The organism is Stenotrophomonas sp. STEN021 (genome assembly GCF_056760175.1).
The window spans coordinates 1-17,986 of the sequence record NZ_JBRREH010000043.1 but is presented as its reverse complement, the minus strand read 5'-3'; the positions used below and the strand labels follow the sequence as shown (position 1 = coordinate 17,986).

General features: G+C 64.0%; 13 protein-coding genes and 1 tRNA gene. 11 read left to right on the top strand and 3 right to left on the bottom strand.

Annotated features, from left to right (window positions below):
- Nucleotides 1-5 precede the first annotated feature (5 nt).
- The gene (locus ACVOL0_RS10995; RefSeq protein ID WP_481549129.1) at nt 6-212 is read right to left on the bottom strand and encodes a Flp family type IVb pilin; all 207 of its coding nucleotides are present in this window, start codon (nt 210-212) and stop codon (nt 6-8) included.
- Nucleotides 213-701: 489 nt separating this feature from the next.
- On the opposite strand from ACVOL0_RS10995, the gene ACVOL0_RS10990 reads away from it, so the two are divergent.
- From ACVOL0_RS10990 to ACVOL0_RS10940, 11 genes are all read left to right on the top strand, one after another.
- A complete protein-coding gene (locus ACVOL0_RS10990; protein WP_481549128.1) occupies nt 702-1,655 on the top strand; it encodes a helix-turn-helix domain-containing protein in 954 nt (317 codons plus the stop codon).
- 202 nt (nt 1,656-1,857) lie between these two features.
- Nucleotides 1,858-5,979 carry an ESPR-type extended signal peptide-containing protein gene (locus ACVOL0_RS10985; RefSeq protein ID WP_481549127.1) on the top strand — a complete coding sequence of 1,374 codons (4,122 nt, stop codon included), beginning with the start codon at nt 1,858-1,860 and terminating at the stop codon, nt 5,977-5,979.
- Between the two features lie 55 nt (nt 5,980-6,034).
- Nucleotides 6,035-6,814 carry an OmpA family protein gene (locus tag ACVOL0_RS10980; RefSeq protein ID WP_481549126.1) on the top strand — a complete coding sequence of 260 codons (780 nt, stop codon included), beginning with the start codon at nt 6,035-6,037 and terminating at the stop codon, nt 6,812-6,814.
- Nucleotides 6,815-6,944: 130 nt separating this feature from the next.
- Nucleotides 6,945-7,529, top strand: a complete 585-nt coding sequence (locus ACVOL0_RS10975) for a DUF998 domain-containing protein (protein WP_481549125.1) — start codon at nt 6,945-6,947, stop codon at nt 7,527-7,529.
- 203 nt (nt 7,530-7,732) lie between these two features.
- Nucleotides 7,733-10,375, top strand: coding sequence for a leucine--tRNA ligase (gene leuS, locus ACVOL0_RS10970; RefSeq protein WP_481549124.1), 2,643 nt, complete (start codon nt 7,733-7,735; stop codon nt 10,373-10,375).
- A 91-nt stretch (nt 10,376-10,466) separates the two neighbouring features.
- Entirely contained in the window at nt 10,467-11,042 is a 576-nt protein-coding gene (locus tag ACVOL0_RS10965) for an LPS-assembly lipoprotein LptE (RefSeq protein ID WP_481549123.1), read from the top strand.
- Nucleotides 11,043-11,085: 43 nt separating this feature from the next.
- Nucleotides 11,086-12,129: a DNA polymerase III subunit delta gene (holA, locus tag ACVOL0_RS10960; protein WP_481508396.1), complete on the top strand. Its 1,044-nt coding sequence runs from the start codon at nt 11,086-11,088 to the stop codon at nt 12,127-12,129.
- On the top strand, nt 12,130-12,840 hold the full coding sequence (gene nadD / locus ACVOL0_RS10955; RefSeq protein ID WP_481549122.1) for a nicotinate-nucleotide adenylyltransferase: 711 nt from the start codon (nt 12,130-12,132) through the stop codon (nt 12,838-12,840).
- A gap of 60 nt (nt 12,841-12,900) precedes the next feature.
- Entirely contained in the window at nt 12,901-13,320 is a 420-nt protein-coding gene (gene rsfS, locus ACVOL0_RS10950) for a ribosome silencing factor (protein ID WP_282269796.1), read from the top strand.
- Nucleotides 13,321-13,395: 75 nt separating this feature from the next.
- The gene (rlmH, locus tag ACVOL0_RS10945) at nt 13,396-13,866 is read left to right on the top strand and encodes a 23S rRNA (pseudouridine(1915)-N(3))-methyltransferase RlmH (protein WP_282269795.1); all 471 of its coding nucleotides are present in this window, start codon (nt 13,396-13,398) and stop codon (nt 13,864-13,866) included.
- Nucleotides 13,867-13,890: 24 nt separating this feature from the next.
- Nucleotides 13,891-13,967: transfer RNA gene (locus tag ACVOL0_RS10940), tRNA-Asn, on the top strand.
- A 93-nt stretch (nt 13,968-14,060) separates the two neighbouring features.
- Here the strand turns inward: ACVOL0_RS10940 and ACVOL0_RS10935 are convergent.
- Nucleotides 14,061-16,871 carry a TonB-dependent receptor gene (locus tag ACVOL0_RS10935; RefSeq protein WP_481549121.1) on the bottom strand — a complete coding sequence of 937 codons (2,811 nt, stop codon included), beginning with the start codon at nt 16,869-16,871 and terminating at the stop codon, nt 14,061-14,063.
- A gap of 184 nt (nt 16,872-17,055) precedes the next feature.
- Nucleotides 17,056-17,718: an energy transducer TonB gene (locus ACVOL0_RS10930; RefSeq protein ID WP_481549120.1), complete on the bottom strand. Its 663-nt coding sequence runs from the start codon at nt 17,716-17,718 to the stop codon at nt 17,056-17,058.
- Nucleotides 17,719-17,986 lie beyond the last annotated feature (268 nt).

The following is a 17,986-nucleotide window of genomic DNA, read 5'->3' as shown; positions in this document are numbered from 1 at the left end:
TTGGCTCAGATCATGCCGCCACTGCTGCCGCCGCCCGAATCGGCGCCACTGACCAGTGCAGTTAGTTTGGCGAGCACGGTTGTGAAAACCGCCTTCAGGCCATCGCGGGCGAAGAATATGATCAGGCCCGCCACCACGGCTGCCAGCAGCCCATACTCGAGTGCGGTGACACCATCTTCTTCCCGGAAAAACCTGCGCAGCTGTGCGTTCATGATGTTCTCCCTGATGACCCGGTGCCGGTGTTGCACCGACAGAAAGCCGGGCGGTGGGCATTGCTGCCCGATTGAGGTCATTGGGATGCTCATGACACCGGCAAGAGTGTGCCGACGGCTGCTCAGGTTGCCGGGGAGGTGCCGGCGGTTTCCTACCTTTGCTTCCGTTGTCCCCTGTCGGCATGCAGCGCATGCCCGGAAACATCATTGCAATCGGCCGCGGGGGCGCATGCGCATATTCGGCAAGAATCAATTGTTTTTCATATATGTGATGGAATTGGCGAATCGGTAGTGGCGGAGTCGCCGTGAAGACGTGTTTTTTTTGTCAGTATCCAAGGCGCCGGGCAGGTTGAATGCGTCTGTCATGGCGGTTCCGTAATTCGAGTTTCAGGGTGTGCGGCAGGGGATTGCAGGTTTTGCTCGTTTACCTGCAACGGATGGTCGGGCTTCTGAAGCGCCTCCCTGGTCCGGGAGCGCAAAGGCGTTCACATGGATGCGGTAGTCGGCGGAAACGGTCTGCGGTCGTTTGATCTGGCGTCGCTGAGCGGCACGCTTCGGGTGTGCCACGTTGAGTTGGTGTTGCTGGATGACCAGCCACCGACGGCATCGATCACCTCGTTTGTCCACGACCAGGCCTTGTTGTGCACGTTCGAGATCGGAGCACGTACACGTGGCCGCTTCATGTTGCCGCTGGACTGGTGTCTGCTGGGGTGCCTGCAGACGGTGGACCCGGAGAGCAGCTGGTGCCATGGGGTACCACTGGCATCAGGCAATATCGTGTCGGTAATGCCAGAGGGTGTTACCGAATTTGCCTTGGGTGCAGGCAGTCGGATGACCTTTGTGCTGGTCCCGCTCAAGCGCTTCCAGGAGCGGGCGGCAGCGCAGCGTCTGGGCGGGCTTCTCGACGAAGCTGCTGGCGTACCGGTGTTGAGCAGCCGCCCGCATATTCCGCTGCAGGCGTATTACCAAGGGCTGCACGAACGCATACACCAGGGTGAAGTCGGTGGCGACGAGATAGATGCCATGCTCGACGCACACGTCAAGGAAGTGGTTGCCAATGGTGCGCCCGAGCGCGCTGGTTGCAATCGCAGTCGACGCGCGCGCTACCTCATTTTTCGCCGCGCCGAAGACATGATGTATGCCAATCTGCGGCGTCATATCTATATGCACGAACTGTGCGACGCGGCCGGCGTGAGTGAGCGGGCACTGCGGTATGCGTTCGAGGAACTGGTAGGTATTTCCCCGGTGCGCTATCTGTCGATGCTGCGCCTGTGTGAGGCATGCCGCAGTCTGTCCAGCGCCGATGCAGGGCGCAAGTCGGTCAAGTCGATCGCGCTGAGTTGTGGCCTGTGGGACCTGTCCCGTTTTGCTGACAGCTACCGCAAGGTGTTTGGTGAGCTGCCGAGCGAGACCTTGATGCGCGGCACCTACTCGCCGGCCTGAGCAAAATAAGCTGTGTGATGCCCATCACTTAATCGCCGCGGTTGCCGAATACGTGCATCTGCGTGCCGCTAACGGGTATCGCTTTGCCAAATTGCCCTATGGATGTGCCGGATGTGGGTAAGCCTTCGCATGCACAAGCGTTGTACTGGCCCCACGAACCAAGACCTGTCCGCGCCCGGATGGGTTGAACCGGAGGCGCCACATGAACCGCATTTATCGTTTGGTCTGGAACCGCACACTCAATGCCTTCGTCGTCGGTTCCGAACTGGCCTGCGCACAGGGGAAACGCTCAGGTCCGGCAAAATTGGCGCCGTCGGCTTCTTGGAGCCTGGCTGGCCTGGGCAGCGCCATCGCGCTGGCCATGGCCGGGCCTGCATCGGCAATCGACGCCAAGCTTGCCGATCTGCAGGACCTGGTCGCCAAGTACAGCAACACCGACGCGCAGCAGATTGTCGCCACTGTCCTGCCAAGCGCAGGGGCTGGTGCTGCACTCAACGCATCGGTGACGTTGCCGGCGTTGCTGCAGGTGGACGCGTCGGCGGCAGTGGCGGTCAAGCCGCCTGTTGCCAACCCAGCAGCCGCGGTGCGGGCACAGGTGGGGGTGCGTGTTGGGCTGCCGAAGTTGCACCCGCATGGCGGGGCGAGCTCTCCTGCAGCAGCGCTGTCAGTGGTAACTGATGCCGCGCTTGCAGTGAAGCCGCTGGCGGCGTCGGCCAATGCTGCGGTGACTGCAAGCGTCGGCCCGCTGACCGGAAGCGGCGCAGGACTACAAGGTATTGCTGCGGTGCTGCTGCCGGGCAAGGAGGAGGGCGGAAGCCCGTTGCACGGAACATTGCTGTCAACCGCTGGCGCGGTGAAGGAACTGACCGGCGAAGTGCTGACCGGCAAGCCGGTGGCTGCGGTGGAAACGCTCACCTCACATGTCGGAACGACACTGACTCCGCTTGGCCAGCATCTGGGCAATGGCGTCGAGACTGTGGTCGCCGGGCTGGTGCCGGCCCAACAGGGCGGAAGCCCGTTGCACGGAACATTGCTGTCAACCGCTGGTGCGGTGAAGGAACTGACCGGCGAAGTGCTGACCGGCAAGCCGGTGGCTGCGGTGGAAACGCTCACCTCACATGTGGGAACGACACTGACTCCGCTTGGCCAGCATCTGGGCAATGGCGTCGAAACCGTGGTCGCCGGGCTGTTGCCGGCGCAACAGGGGGGAAGCCCGTTGCAGGGCACGCTGGCTTCAACGGTTGGTGCGGTCAAGGAAGTCACTGGTGAGGTATTGACTGGCCAGCCCGTCGCTGCGGTCGAAACGCTTGCCTCGCATGCCAGCACGACGGTGACCTCGGTCGTCGGGCAACTTGGCAGCGGCGTTGCTGGTGTGGGCGGCGTGTTGTTGCCGGGTGCGCAGCAGGGTGGCAATCCGGTGCGTGGTGCGGTGACCGGCACGGTGGGCGCAGTCGAAGACCTTGCCGGCAACGTGGTCAAGGGTACCGGTCTGGGGGGCGTAGTGAATGGGGTGGTCAGTGGCGCGGCGCCTGTGCCGGACGGCGTCGGCAATCTTCTTGGCGCGGTGGTGGGCGGCGTGACCGGCTCGGGCACGCTGGGCACGGGCGTCACCGATACGGTCGGCGCGCTGACCGGCGGACTGAAGGGCACTACCGGTGCGCTTGCCAGCGGCGATGTCACCGGCACCGTGCAGAACCTGTTGGGTACCGTAGGCAATACAGCGACCACGTTGTTGGGCGCCACGGGCAGCACCCTGGGTGGCGTCACTGGTTCCGGTTCCGCGGTGACTGGCGTGACCGGTACGCTGAGCGGCGTGGTCGGTGGCGTTACTGGCGGGTTGTCGAACGTGATCGGTGGCCTGGCCGGAAATCCGGTGGTGCCTGCTGCTCCGCCGTCGGCACCGGTCTCCGGGCCATCGGGCTTGGTCGTTGGCAATGGCGGTCTCGTAGGCTCGGTGAATCAGTTGGTGGATTCGCCGCTCAGTTCCATCCTTGGCGGTAATGGCTACATCAACAGTGGCAGCCTGAAGGTCAACAGCACCAATGTGATGCAGACCTACTCGGAGATATCGTTGCTGGGGGCGCCGGTGGTGAACCTGAGCCCGGTGGGTGATCTGCTGGACGGCCTGGGGGGGTTGAGCACCGGCGGCAATTCGCATTTGACCCTGATCGGAGGGGTCACCTCCGACAGCTACATCACCAATATCAACAACGGCGATCCGGGCGGACTGCTTGGCTTGGTGTTGCCTGATGGCGCGCCGGGCTGGGCGTCGACTTGCCTCAATGTGCTGGGTGCGGTCACCGCCAAGTGCTGGGCAGTGCCGGCAGCACAGGATTACCAGGTACTGATCGGTGACGGTGCCTTTGCCAACGGCTCCAAGGAAGTGGTGATCGGCAGCAATGCCGAACACCGGCTGGCAGCGCAGACGGCAGACCAGGTGTTCATCGATGCTGCAGGCGGCAAAACCGGTGTCCCGACTGCCGACTACGATGCCCGGCTGGGCCATTCGGTGGTGGTTGGCGACAGCGCCAAGGGCACCGCCAACGCGCAGACCCTGCTCGGTGCAGGGGCAACCTCGGACAAGGCCAACAGCGTGGCACTGGGCTTCAAGTCCAATGCTGCCCGCGGTGGCCAGGACAACTACACCGCGTTCGGTTTGACCGCTACGCAGACCTCCATCGGTGAAGTAGCCGTGGGTTCGGCCGGGCGTGAGCGGCAGATCACCCATGTCGCCGCTGGTAGCCAGGACACCGACGCGGTCAACCTGAAGCAGTTGCGGGGGGCGCTGGATCAGATTTCCGATCTGGGGCTGGCAGCGGTTGTCTATGACGAGGACCTCAATGGCGTCGTCAACTACTCCAGGGTCACGCTTGGCAGCGGTCAAGCGGTCAGCGGTACGCTGCTGGCAAACTTGGCAGCCGGTGCGGTCGCCGCAGGCAGCTTGGAAGCGGTCAATGGCGGGCAGTTGTTTGCGCTGGGTAGCTCGATGGCGACCTACCTGGGCGGCGGTACGAGCTTCAACGGTGGCGTTCTTGGCGCACCGACCTACCAGATCAACAGTATTGGTGTGCAAGGGGGCGCTTCGCTGCAGTCGTACGCAAACATCGGCAGTGCGTTCAGTTCCATCAGCGATTCGTTGCTCAATCTGACCAACCTGTTGCCGCGCAGTGTCCCGGGCGGCAGCGATCCGTTGGCGGTGAAATACGTCGCAGACGGCGCAGGCAATCCGACCAACGCGGTGCGGTTGACCGGTGATGGCAGTGGCGCGGCAGTAGCCTTGGGCAACGTGGCTGCGGGCAGTGTTACCAGTGGCAGCCTGGATGCGATCAATGGCGGGCAATTGGCCGCGACCAACGAAGCGCTGGCCTCGGCCATCGGTGGCACGATGCAGTACAACAGCAGTACCGGGCAGTGGAGCGCCGCCAGTTTCAACGTCAGTTCGATCAATAGCGGGGGCGCTACGACCCAGCAGACGTTTGGCAATGTCACTGACGCCCTGGCTGCGATGGATGGCTCCATCGTCAACGTCAACAAGCGCATCGACAACATCCAGAACGGCGGTGCCGGCAACGCCTATTTCGCCGTCAACTCGACCAAGGCTGCCGCCTCGGCCACCGGCCAGGACAGCGTGGCTGCCGGCCCGCAGGCCCTGGCCAGCGGCAACCAGGCGGTTGCCATTGGTGATGGTGCCAAGGCGTCGGCAGCCGGCAGCGTAGCGCTGGGGGCGGGTTCGGTGGCTGATCGTGCCAACACCGTTTCCGTGGGTGCCGCAGGTGCGCAGCGCCAGATCACCAATGTCGGCGATGGCACCGAGGCTACCGACGCGGTGAACCTGCGCCAGCTGCAGGCGTCACAGCAGGGCACGGTGCGCTATGACCAGAACACCGATGGCAGCACCAACTACGGCAGCGTGACGATGGGGCGCCCGGGTACCAGTACGGTCATCCACAACGTTGCTACCGGTGTGGCACCTACCGATGCGGTCAATGTTGCTCAACTCAACAAGGGCATGGGGGAGATCATGGATTGGTCGAAGAACTACACCGATCAGCGTTTCAATGACGTAAGTCGCGACATGAAGCGTATCGATGACCGTGCATCTGCCGGTGTTGCTTCGGCAATGGCGATGGCTGGCTTGCCGCAGCCCACTGAAGCGGGTCGGCGCATGGCGTCGATGGCGGCCAGCACCTTCCACGGCGAGTCGAGCATGGCGGTGGGTGTTTCCGGCGTCACCGATGGTGGGCGCTGGATCTACAAGCTCAGTGGCTCGGCCAACACCCGCGGTGATGGCGGGGTGACCGTGGGTGCCGGTTTCCAGTGGTGAGCACTGCAAACGGCTAGCTGCACGCAGACAACCCCGGCTACGCATCGAGGACGCTATGAACAGGAAATGGACCGTACTTGCCTTGCTGGCAACGCTGACCGCCTGTGGCAAAGGCCACGTGCGAGAGGAGTTTCCGGACCCGGCTCGCGCCTATCCCGCAGGTGGCACCTACGTGAATCTGGACAACCTGCGCCAGTACGCGCCAGGCATGAACAAGCGCCAGATCCAGGACTTGCTGGGTGCCCCACAGTTCAACGAGGGTTTATGGGGTGTGCGCGAGTGGAACTATGTATTCAACTTCCGCCGCTCGGTCGGGGCGGAGCCGATCCAGTGCCAGTTCCAGGTCAGGTTCGATTCCAAGGGCGTAGCCACTGGACAGGGATGGAAGCCAGACAGTTGCGCCGCCTTGCTGGAGCCGGCTCCAGCCGCGGTTGCGCCGCCGCCACCACCTCCGCCACCACCGGTGGCGGCGCCGTTGCGGTTGTCGGCCGATGCCTTGTTCGCATTTGACAGCGCCAACCTGTCAGCCGCAGGTCGGGCAAAGCTGGATGAGTTCGTGCAAGAACTCAATGCCAGCAGCGCGCCGAAGACACTGAACATCATCGGTTACACCGATCGCATCGGTAGCGACGCATACAACATGGAATTGTCGCGGCGGCGTGCGCACAGCGTGCGCAATTACCTGGTGCAGCAAGGCATTCCTGCTGCCGCCATCCATGCCGAGGGGCGCGGCAGCAGCGCAGCACTGGTGCAATGCGATGACGCTGCTGGCGCTGCACTGCTGGATTGTCTGGCGCCGAACCGGCGGGTCGAAATTGTGGTGAGCGGTGGTTGAGTCCAGGCCATCGAGGTGGGCGACCGATGCCATTGTCGATCGCAGCCCTCACAATGGCGGCCGGTAGTCGTGGCAGCTGTGCCCCGGCCAGAGTGGAACAAGGTGTGCTGTGTTGAAGCGGAACAATGTAATGGCGTGGGCAGGTCCCTTGGCGGCAGTGGGTTTCATTGCTGCGGTAGTGGGTTTCGGCGCGCAGCTGCGCGGTTACGACCAGATGCTCCATCCGGTGTCCTTGCTCGGCGCACGCGGTATACCCGGCGGCATCGGCTTCAGTCTGCTGGGCTTCGTAGTGCCGGGCCTGCTGGCTGCGGTGGCGGCGTTGGACCTGATCCTGCGCATGCCGACCAGCGCACCGCGCCCACTGCGGGTTGGCGGGCAGATGCTGTTGTTGGCCGCCCTTGCCTTTGCCGCGATGGGGCTGTTCCCGTTGGATGTGGACGATATCGAGAACCGTGCCAGCCAGTTTCACGCCAGCGCCTGGTTGCTGTGGCTGCTGGCGTTCACTGCAGCCGGCATTGCCCTGCGCTTCGGCGCAGGCAAGGCCAGTGCGTGGCGATCGCTGTCAACGTTGAGCGTGGTGTGTGCCCTATGGGTGGTCTGCAGCGCGTTCCTGTTCGAGATTGCCATGCCGGTGGCGATGGCGCAGCGTTTGGCATTCCTGGGGTGGCTGGTCTGGCTGCTGGGCGCTGCCCGGTTGGCGCCGCCGCGCAGTTGAGCGGTGCTCATGCCATGACAGCTGTGGCGGGGCAGGGCACGCGCAAGCGCCGCGCGTCGTGCCTGCCGGGGAAACGCCCGGTTTTTTAAAAGCCCTATATTTCAATGACCTGCATCTCTTGCTTTATGCAGGACTGCGTCCGGATTGGAGTGCAATGATGCACTGCGGTACCCTTTGCCGCTTTGCCGTTGCCCAGCGTTGACATGTCCAGCGTCGAACCGAATATCTACGATCCCCAGCAGGTTGAAGCCGCCGCCCAGAAATTCTGGGAGGCCGAGAAAGCATTCGAGGTGAACGAAACCTCGGACAAGCCCAAGTTCTACTGCTTGTCGATGCTTCCGTATCCGTCCGGTGCGCTGCACATGGGCCATGTGCGCAACTACACCATTGGCGACGTCATCAGCCGCTACAAGCGCATGACCGGCCATAACGTGCTGCAGCCGATGGGCTGGGATGCTTTCGGTCTTCCGGCCGAAAACGCCGCGATCAAGAACAAGACCGCGCCGGCCAAGTGGACCTACGCCAACATCGGCCACATGCGCAGCCAGCTCAAGTCGCTGGGCTATGCGATCGACTGGTCGCGCGAATTCGCTACCTGCACGCCGGATTACTACGTCCACGAGCAGCGCATGTTCACCCGTCTGATGCGCAAAGGCTTGGCTTACCGCCGCAATTCGGTGGTGAACTGGGACCCGGTCGACAACACCGTGCTGGCCAACGAGCAGGTCATCGATGGCCGCGGCTGGCGTTCCGGCGCACTGGTCGAGAAGCGCGAGATCCCGCAGTGGTTCCTGCGCATCACCGATTACGCCCAGGAGCTGCTGGACGGCCTGGACGAATTGCCGGGCTGGCCGGATTCGGTCAAGACCATGCAGCGCAACTGGATCGGTCGCTCCGAGGGCCTGGAAATCCAGTTCGACGTGCGTGATGTGGATGGCGCTGCACTGGATTCGCTGCGCGTGTTCACCACCCGCCCGGACACGGTGATGGGCGTGAGCTTCGTCTCCATTGCCGGCGAACACCCGCTGGCCGTGCATGCTGCAAAGAACAACCCGCAGCTGGCCGCCATGCTGGCCGAGCTGAAGCAGGGTGGTGTCTCCGAGGCGGAACTGGAAACCCAGGAAAAGCGCGGCATGGACACCGGCCTGAAGGCCATCCATCCGGTCAGCGGCGAGCAGGTGCCGATCTGGGTCGCCAACTTCGTGCTGATGGGCTATGGCACCGGCGCAGTGATGGCCGTGCCTGGCCATGACCAGCGTGATTTCGAATTCGCCAGCAAGTACGACCTGCCGAAGAAGCAGGTCATCGCGCTGAAGTCGCCGAAGAACGACGACGAGCGCAACTACGACGCCAGCCGCTGGCAGGACTGGTACGGCGACAAAACCCGCGAGACCGAGCTGGTCAATTCTGCCGAGTTCGATGGCCTGGATTTCCAGGGCGCCTTCGAGGCGTTGGCCGAGCGTTTCGAGCGCAAGGCCCAGGGCCAGCGCCGGGTCAATTACCGCCTGCGCGACTGGGGCGTCAGCCGCCAGCGCTATTGGGGCTGCCCGATCCCGGTGATCTACTGCGACAAATGCGGCGCGGTGCCGGTGCCGGAAGACCAGCTGCCGGTGATCCTGCCGGAAGACGTGACCCTCAATGGCACCGGTTCGCCGATCAAGGCCGACCTGGAATGGCGCAAGACCACCTGCCCGGATTGCGGCGGCGCGGCCGAGCGCGAGACCGATACCTTCGACACCTTCATGGAGTCGAGCTGGTACTACGCCCGCTACACCTCGCCGGGTGCCCGCGAAGCCGTGGACAAGCGTGGCAACTATTGGCTGCCGGTCGACCAGTACATCGGCGGCATCGAGCACGCCATCCTGCACCTGATGTATTTCCGCTTCTTCCACAAGTTGATGCGCGATGCACGCATGGTGGACAGCAACGAGCCGGCGCAGAACCTGTTGTGCCAGGGCATGGTCATCGCCGAAACCTTCTACCGCCAGAACAGCGACGGTTCCAAGGATTGGTTCAACCCGGCCGACGTGGACACGGTGCGCGACGAGCGCGGCCGCATCACCGGCGCGACCCTGCGCGAAGACGGCCAACCGGTGGTGATTGGCGGCGTCGAGAAGATGTCCAAGTCCAAGAACAACGGCGTCGACCCGCAGACCATGGTCGCCAAGTACGGCGCCGACACCGTGCGCCTGTTCTCGATGTTCGCTGCGCCGCCGGAACAGTCGCTGGAGTGGAACGAGGCTGGCGTTGACGGCATGGCGCGCTTCCTGCGCCGGCTGTGGGCGATGGTGCACAAGCACAGTGTCGAGGGTATTGCGCCGGCGCTGGACGTTGCTGCACTGAGCGCCGAGCAGAAGGCGATCCGCCGCAAGACCCACGAAACCATCAGCAAGGTCAGTGACGACTACGGTCGCCGCCACGCCTTCAATACCGCCATTGCCGCGGTGATGGAACTGCTCAACACCCTGGCCAGGTTCGACGATGCCAGCGAACAGGGTCGTGCGGTACGCCAGGAGGCACTGCAGGCTGCAGTGCTGTTGCTGAACCCGATCACCCCGCATGCCTGTCATGCGATGTGGCAGCTGCTGGGCCATGAGCAGACCCTGCTCGAAGACCAGCCATTCCCGCAGGTGGATGCCGCTGCGCTGGTCAAGGATTCGCTGATCCTGGCGGTACAGGTCAACGGCAAGCTGCGTGGCACCATCGACGTGGCTGCTGACACCTCGCGCGAGCAGATCGAAACCCTGGCCAAGGACGAGCCGAACACGGCCAAGTTCCTGGTCGGGTTGACGATCCGCAAGGTCATCATCGTGCCGGGCAAGATCGTCAACATCGTTGCGGCGTAAGCCGCAACGGGTATCTCAAGTGCAGTTCACGCGGCATCAGGCAGGCTTGCTGCCTGTTGCCGCTCCCGGCCGGCTCCTCCAGACTGTGTGCATGACTCGATACCTGACTGCCCTGATTCTCGCTGCCACCCTCACCGGTTGCGGCTTCCATCTGCGTAACAAGCTCGCGCTGCCCGCCGATATGCCCGCGGTGCAGGTGGATTCAACAGTGCGCTACAGCGAGCTGGTCAAGTTCCTCAACCGTGGCCTGCGATCTTCCGGGGCCACCGTGGTAGAGGATGGCGACACGCTGGCGGTTGCTGGCAAGCAGGCCGGGGTTGCCCGTTTGCAGATACGCTCCGAGCGCTGGGGCGACCTGCCCATCGCCATCGACGGCCAGGGCCGTGCCCAGGAATACAGCCTGCGCTACGCCGTGGTGTTCTCGTTCCTGCGCCCGGACGGCAGCGTGATCGTGCCGGAACAGGTGGTGGAGCTGTCGCGCGACTATGTGTCACCGCCGCAGGATGCCACCGGTACCACCACCGAGCGCGAAATCCTCGCCGATGAGCTGCGCCGCGAAATGTCGGCCTCGATCCTGCGCCGCATCGACAGCGTGGTCCGCGCCGACGTGGAAAAGGCCCTGCAGGCACCCAAGCCTGCGGACGGCGCCGCGGGTGAGGTGCACTGAGTTGGCGCCGATTCGTGCTGCGCTGGCGCTTCGGAGCTGAACAATGGAGCTGCGACCGGAGCAACTGGCCAGCCAGATAGCGTCCCAGCCGTTGGCGCCGGTGTACCTGATCGCCGGCCCGGAGCTGTTGCGGGTGATTGAAGCTGCCGATGCGGTGCGCGCCAAGGCGCGTGCCGATGGCATTGGTGAGCGCGAAGTGTTTGATGCTGATGGCCGCGATTTTGATTGGGGGCAGTTGGCTTCCAGTTTCAACGCGCCCAGCCTGTTCAGTGCGCGCCGTCTGGTGGAAGTGCGTCTGCCCAACGGCAAGCCGGGCAAGGAGGGGGCTGAGGTCATCAGCGACTTCTGCGCACGGCCGGCGCCGGATGTGGTGCTGCTGATCACCGCTGGTGAGTGGAGCAAGGCGCACCAGGGTAAATGGGCAGAGGCCGTCAACAAGGTTGGCGTGCTGTCGGTGGCCTGGGCGATCAAGCCGCATGAGCTGGCCGACTGGATCGAGCGGCGCCTGCGCAGCAAGGGCTTGCGTGCCGATCCCGCCGCCGTGCAGCGTTTGAGCGAGCGCGTCGAAGGCAATCTTCTTGCGGCTGCCCAGGAAATCGACAAGCTGGCCTTGCTGGCTGATGGCCAGCCGCTGGATGTTGCCAGGATGGAGTCGCTGGTTGCCGATGCTGCGCGCTACGACGTCTTCAGGCTGAGTGAGGCGGCATTCTCCGGGCAGGCCCCCGCCGTGCTGCGGATGGTGGCTGGCCTGCGCGCCGAAGGCGAGGCGGTGGCTGCATTGATGCCTATCCTGATCCGTGAGCTGCTGATCACCGCGGGGCTGGCGCGGGTGCAGGCCAGTGGCGGCAACCTGGCCGCGGAAATGAAGTCCAAGGGCATCTGGGAGTCGCGCCAGGCACCGTTCAAGCGTGCCTTGCAGCGTCACCCCGATCCGCGCCGCTGGGAGCGCTTTGTCGCCGAGGCCTCGCAGGTTGACCGCATGGCCAAGGGGCGGGCGGAAGGCGATCCATGGCTGGCCCTGGAGCGCCTGTTGGTCGCGCTGGCCGAAGCCCGCGCAGTGCGCCTGCTTGTCCGTGGTGTGCGCTGAATGAGCCGTGCCGGGCTGTCGCCGGCAGACGCTGCCGCGGACGACAGCCTGTGGCTGCTGTACGGCGGCACCTTCGATCCGGTCCATAACGGCCACCTGGCCATTGCACGCTGTGCTGCGGCCGAGCTGCAGGTGCCGGTGCACCTGATGCCGGCGGCAGATCCGCCGCACCGTGCGCCGCCTGGTGCCAACGCCGCGCAGCGTGCACACATGTTGGCGCTGGCAGTGGCGGGCGAGCCCGGTCTGCTGGTGGATACCCGCGAACTGCAGCGCGCTGCGCAGCAGCCCGGCGTGCCGTCGTGGACGGTGGACACCCTGCGGGACATCCGCGCGCAGATCGGCCCGCGACGGCCGCTGGCCATGTTGATGGGCGCTGACAGCCTGCTTGGCCTGCCCAGTTGGCATGAATGGGAACACCTGCTCGATCTGGCGCACATCGTGGTTGCCGAGCGCCCGGGCAGCGGCCTGGACGGCGATCTGCCAGTGGAACTTGCACAACGACTGGACGCGGCCTGGGCCGGTTCGGCTGAAAGCCTGACCACCAGCCCGGCAGGCCGGGTCTGGCGGCTGCGGCAGCCGCTGCATGCCGAGTCCGCCACCGAAGTACGGCAGGCCATCGCCAGTGGCGGGCAATGGCAGGATTTGTTGCCTTCGGCAGTGGCCGGGTACATCCTTGCGCAAGGCCTGTACGGCAGTGCCGCGTCGGCGTGAATGCCGGCAGCGGGCATGTTCTCTATAATCGTTCCCCTTAATTCATCGAGTTCTGCTGCTTTGACCACCGAAGCCCAAGTCATCAAGACCCAAATGCCCAGCCCGGCACCCTCCGTACCGGCCCTGCTGGCGTCCGTTCACTCCGCCCTTGAGGAGATCAAGGCCCGGGATGCCGTCGAGCTCGATGTGCGTGGCAAGTCCAGCGTGGCTGATTACATGGTGGTGGTCTCCGGCACCTCCACCCGTCACGTCAAGTCGATCGGCGAGGAGGTGGTGCGCTTTGCCAAGAACCTGGGCGTGATGCCGCTGGGTGTGGAAGGCGAGCGCGAAGCCGAGTGGGTGCTGGTCGACCTGGGTGATGTCATCGTCCATGTCATGCTGCCGCGCGTACGCGAGCTGTATGCACTGGAGCGCCTGTGGACCGTCGGCGACCAGCCGCGCTCGGCCTATGACGACGAAGACGAGCAGGATGCTGGCTGAGCCTGAAGGCCGCAGCTTCTGTGACGGCGCCGCAGGGCGCCGTCTTCGTTTGTGCAGCTTGTCAGGAGGTCGCGCATGAAAGCCAGATTGATCGCCACCGGCGAACGTGCGCCGTCGTGGGTAGCGCAGGGTTTTGCCGAGTACCAGAAGCGGCTGTCGCATTGGTTGCCGCTGGAGCTGGTCGAAATCGAGCCGGGCCTGCGCGGCAAGGGGCGCGATCCCAAACGCGCGATCGAGGACGAAGGCAAACGGGTATTGGCCGCGCTGCCCAAGAACCCCTATGTGGTGGCGCTGGACGTGCCAGGCCGGCAACTCAGTTCCGAGCAGCTGGCGCAGCGGCTGGAGCACTGGCGCACGCAGGGGCGTGATCTGGCGTTCCTGATCGGTGGCCCGGAAGGGCACGCTGCTGAAGTATCCGCGGTGGCCGATGAGAAGTGGTCGATAGGCCCGCTGACCTTGCCGCATATGCTGGTTCGGCTGGTCGTGGCCGAGCAGTTGTACCGCGCAGCAGCGATGTTGGCCAATCACCCCTACCATCGCGCGTAATTAACGTATAGAATGCGCCTCCCCGCCCGAATAGCTCAGCCGGTTAGAGCACTTGACTGTTAATCAGGGGGTCGTTGGTTCGAGTCCAACTTCGGGCGCCAAGATCTGATTGAAGACCCGCATCGCGAGATGCGGGTCTTTTTTTTGTCTGTCGCTCAAACCGCCCCGGCGCGCTCGCGCCGGGGCCGGGGGCATCACTTGAACGTGTACTTGGCACCCAGCGTGTAGTAACGGCCGACGGCGCCGCTGTAATGCAGCGGGTTGTAGTTGACCGCGCCATAGGTCAACGGGTCCAGCGGGGCGATGCGGTCGGTCAGGTTCTGTACCGAGCCGAAGATTTCGAACGCTTCGGTGGCGCGCCAGCGACCAGACAGGTCAATGGTGTAGAACGAGCGCAGTTTGCAACCGCGCGGTGCGTCGGAACCATCGACATAGTGATTGGCACAGCTGTCACCTTCAAAGGCGACGTTATCCATGCTGCCAATGTAGTTGGCGATGCTGCTGATGCTGAAACGGTCCATGTCCCAGGTCAGGCCGAAGTTCAGGCGATCCTTCGGGGTGCCGATGCAGTTGGTGACATCGCAATTGCCGTGCGTGCCGGCGTACTGGAACACGGTGCCGGTGCCATCATCGCGCTCGAACGAATTGATGCGGGTCCACTGCAAGTCCATCAGCAGTTTGCCGTAATTGCCCAGCGCCACACGCTGGCGGATATCGAAGTCGAAACCACGCACGGTGGTGGCTGCGGAGTTGATGTAGTCAACGCTGACGGCAAGCAGGCTGCCGCTGTTGGGGATGCCTGGCAGATCATTGTCCGAGCGGATGCCGCGGCCGGCAGCCAGGGCCAGGTCGGTATCACCCTGATTGATCTCGTTGGTACGCTTGATCTGCCAAGCATCGAAGGTCAGTGTCGTGCTCGAGGTCGGGTCCAATACCAGGCCCAGGGTATAGCTCTTGGACTTCTCAGGCTTCAATGCCGGGTTGGCCGAGGTGATGATGGCCAAGCTGACTGCACAATCCGCCGCCGTCGCGCCAGGTGCAGGGGTGCCGCCAGGGCAGCGCACTGGATCACGTGCGGTGCTGAAGGCCGCCAGGCCGCCGTCGCCGGCTTCGGCCGGGCCGGGAGCGCGGAAGCCTTCGGCATAGGTGGCACGCAGGGCAATCCACTCGGCCGGGGTCCATTTCAGGCCGACTTTGGGTGTGGTCGCGGTGTCGCCGCCCTTGTACTTGTCAACGCGCAGGGCACCGGACAGTTCCAGCGACTTCAGCACGGGGGCGACCACTTCCGTGTACGCCACGGCAACTTCCTCGGTGCCCTTATAGGCCGAATAGCCCAGACCGATGATGTCACCCAGGTCGGTATAGGTCTGCGGGTCCAGATTGGCTTTCTGGCGTCGGTACTCGGCGCCAAAGGCGAGCCCCAGCGGACCGCCGGCCAGGTCGGCGAGGCTGCGTGAGGCCTTGAAGTCGATCATGTCCAGCGTGGTGGACGCATTGGCGTGGATGGTCGGGGAGATGTAGTCGTACAACGCCTTCGAGTTCTGTCCTGCGTTCGCACCGATATGCCACCAGCCCACCGGGCTGTTCGGGTCGGTCAATGCCGTGCGTACATGGCTGTAACGCAGGAAGCCGGTGCGCTCGTTGACCAGCTGGGTTGCCGAGTGCAGGTAGGCGGTATCGATATCCCATTCGCCTGCGGTGCCTTTCACCCCAACCAGGAAGCGGGTGAACTCGTTGGTGTTTCGGGTGACGCGTGGGCCTACGTCGAACGCCGCGTAGCGCAGGCGTGCGTCCACGCCCAATGGGTTGTCAGGGTGAGCTGCGCCCAGCACCGTTGCACCGCTGCCGCTGCTGGCATTGACCGGGCCGCCAGGGTAACCCCACGAGCCGGAGACGCCGCTTGGGGTGTTGTAGAACACGTTCTTTTTCTTCGAGTAGCCAAACTCGCCGTACATCTCGAAGTGATCCGACAGCGCGAAGGTGCCGCGTGCAAACAGGTTGCCGAACTCCTCGCTCGGGCTCAGGCTGCGGAAGTCCTGGGTCTGCCACAGGCAGCCACCGCCAACGTCGGGAGGACTGATGTTGGAGAACTGCGAGCAGCCAGGCAGGGACTGGTAGCGGCCGGTTGCCGGGTCGCGGATGCTGCCTGCCGGCGAACTGCCGGCGACGGTGCCGTTGGAGGTGATGGCGCCGTTGAGTGGGAAGAACTGGCCGCCCGAGACACGATCAAAACCGTATGGACTCAGGTCGCCATTGCCGATCCACTTGCGGTTGCGACGGTCGGAAATGCGGATGTCGTCGGTCTTGCTGAGATCGATGCTGACAAATGCGTTGTAACCATCAGTGTCAAGATCGCCAATGCCAGCGGTCAGTGAGGCCTTGCGCGCATTGCCATCACTGTCACCGGAGGTGCCGTAGGAGGCTTTGAGTATGGCGCCGGTGAAGTCGCGGCGCAGGATGATGTTGACGACGCCTGCGATGGCGTCGGAGCCGTAGATGGCCGAAGCGCCATCCTTCAGCACTTCGACGCGCTCGACCGCATCCATCGGGATGACGCTCAGGTCGGTGAAGACCTTCTGGCCATCATCGGCCAGACCGTACGGCGCCATGCGACGACCGTTGAGCAGGACCAGGGTCGAAGCCGCGCCCAGGCCGCGCAACGAGATGCCGGAGCCGCCGCCGGCAAAACCGGTGCCGAAACTCTTGGGAATGGAGCCGGCGCCGTCACTGGTCAGGGTCTGCAGGTATTCGGCGATGGTGGCCTTGCCGGTACGGTCGATTTCCTGGCGGGTGATGACCTGCACCGGCGAGGCGGTTTCGGTGGTGGCGCGTGGGATGTTGGAGCCGGTAACGGTTATGCGGTCCAGGTTGGTGGCCTTCTCGTCCTGGGCCATGGCCAGCGGTGTGACTGCCACCAGGGTCAATGGAACCAGAAGCAGGCGGGATAGGTTGCCAGTTATGGCGTCGCTCAGGCGGTTGCTGCGGGGGTAGGTCAGATGTTTCACAGTCTCTCTCCAGGGAACAGCGGCAAGAAGGCCGCCACATCGCGGCCAAAGAACATCGACGGCCGCGAATCTAGGTTTCTCATGGGTGATGAGGCAGTGAAATAATCATTAATGGCCACAGACAGCTTGGTGATTCCCATGGCAGCGGTTGAAAACCGCTGCCATGGCCGGGCATCAGCCCTGTTCAGCCAAGTTTGAAATCGACCGGGATCAGGCCATAAGCCTGCACTGGACGACCGCCGTCCGTGGCAGGTTGGAACTTCCAGCGACGCAGTACCTGGCTGCGGGCGGCGTTGTCCAGACTACGGTTTCCGCTGCTGTGTTGGACGCTGACTTCCAGCGGGGAGCCGTCAACGTCGACCAGCACCCGCAACGTCACCGTGCCCTGCGCACCGGCGAGCAGGGCATCGCGCGGATAACCTGGTGCCGGGGCATTGAGGTAGCGCAACTGCACGCCTTGCAGTGGGGTGGATGGGCCGACTGGATCGATGGTCGGACTGTTGTCGATAGCTGGTGCCACGTCCACCGGCGCAGTGACCACCGCCTCGGTGGCGAAAACCGGCATTGGAGCGTTGTCCACCGGTGCTGCCAGCGCCGGTTGCCGCGGCGGTGACGGAGTGTGTGTCACCGGTGCATCGACCGGCGGTGTAGGCGGGTTGGGGACGATGGGTTTGACGTCGGGGACCAGCCAACGCTCACGCACCGTTTCGTTGTGGATCGGTACCTGTGATAGCGGAATCAACAACAAGCCCAAGGCAAATGCGTGCAGCGCCAGAGCCGTGCTGTAAGCGAGGATGCGCGAGGGTTCTACGTGTAGGGACGGACTGCGTTGTTGCGTGCGGACCATGTACCACCTCCATGCGTGGGCGTGTGACAGAGAACAACGCGCGATGACACGGGACGGGGTTGCTGGTTTGCGTCCCGTGGCTGCAGTGCGCCTGTTATTTGCGCGTTCGGCAAGCAGAGTGCGTGTGTTTGGTCAGCTGGCGGACAGCTTGAGGGTGCGAAGGCCGGCTCTTGTGGGAGCGGGGGGGGGGGGGGGGCCGCGGCGGGGGGGGGGGCGCGCGGGGCGGCGGGGACGGCGCCCCCCAAAAAACACACCCCCCCCCCGCAGC

Bases quoted from the DNA above. Each gene is read 5' to 3' on its own strand.
- ACVOL0_RS10995 (WP_481549129.1), bottom strand. From the start codon at position 212: ATGAACGCACAGCTGCGCAGGTTTTTCCGGGAAGAAGATGGTGTCACC.
- ACVOL0_RS10990 (WP_481549128.1), top strand. From the start codon at position 702: ATGGATGCGGTAGTCGGCGGAAACGGTCTGCGGTCGTTTGATCTGGCG.
- ACVOL0_RS10985 (WP_481549127.1), top strand. From the start codon at position 1,858: ATGAACCGCATTTATCGTTTGGTCTGGAACCGCACACTCAATGCCTTC.
- ACVOL0_RS10980 (WP_481549126.1), top strand. From the start codon at position 6,035: ATGAACAGGAAATGGACCGTACTTGCCTTGCTGGCAACGCTGACCGCC.
- ACVOL0_RS10975 (WP_481549125.1), top strand. From the start codon at position 6,945: ATGGCGTGGGCAGGTCCCTTGGCGGCAGTGGGTTTCATTGCTGCGGTA.
- leuS (WP_481549124.1), top strand. From the start codon at position 7,733: ATGTCCAGCGTCGAACCGAATATCTACGATCCCCAGCAGGTTGAAGCC.
- ACVOL0_RS10965 (WP_481549123.1), top strand. From the start codon at position 10,467: ATGACTCGATACCTGACTGCCCTGATTCTCGCTGCCACCCTCACCGGT.
- holA (WP_481508396.1), top strand. From the start codon at position 11,086: ATGGAGCTGCGACCGGAGCAACTGGCCAGCCAGATAGCGTCCCAGCCG.
- nadD (WP_481549122.1), top strand. From the start codon at position 12,130: ATGAGCCGTGCCGGGCTGTCGCCGGCAGACGCTGCCGCGGACGACAGC.
- rlmH (WP_282269795.1), top strand. From the start codon at position 13,396: ATGAAAGCCAGATTGATCGCCACCGGCGAACGTGCGCCGTCGTGGGTA.
- ACVOL0_RS10930 (WP_481549120.1), bottom strand. From the start codon at position 17,718: ATGGTCCGCACGCAACAACGCAGTCCGTCCCTACACGTAGAACCCTCG.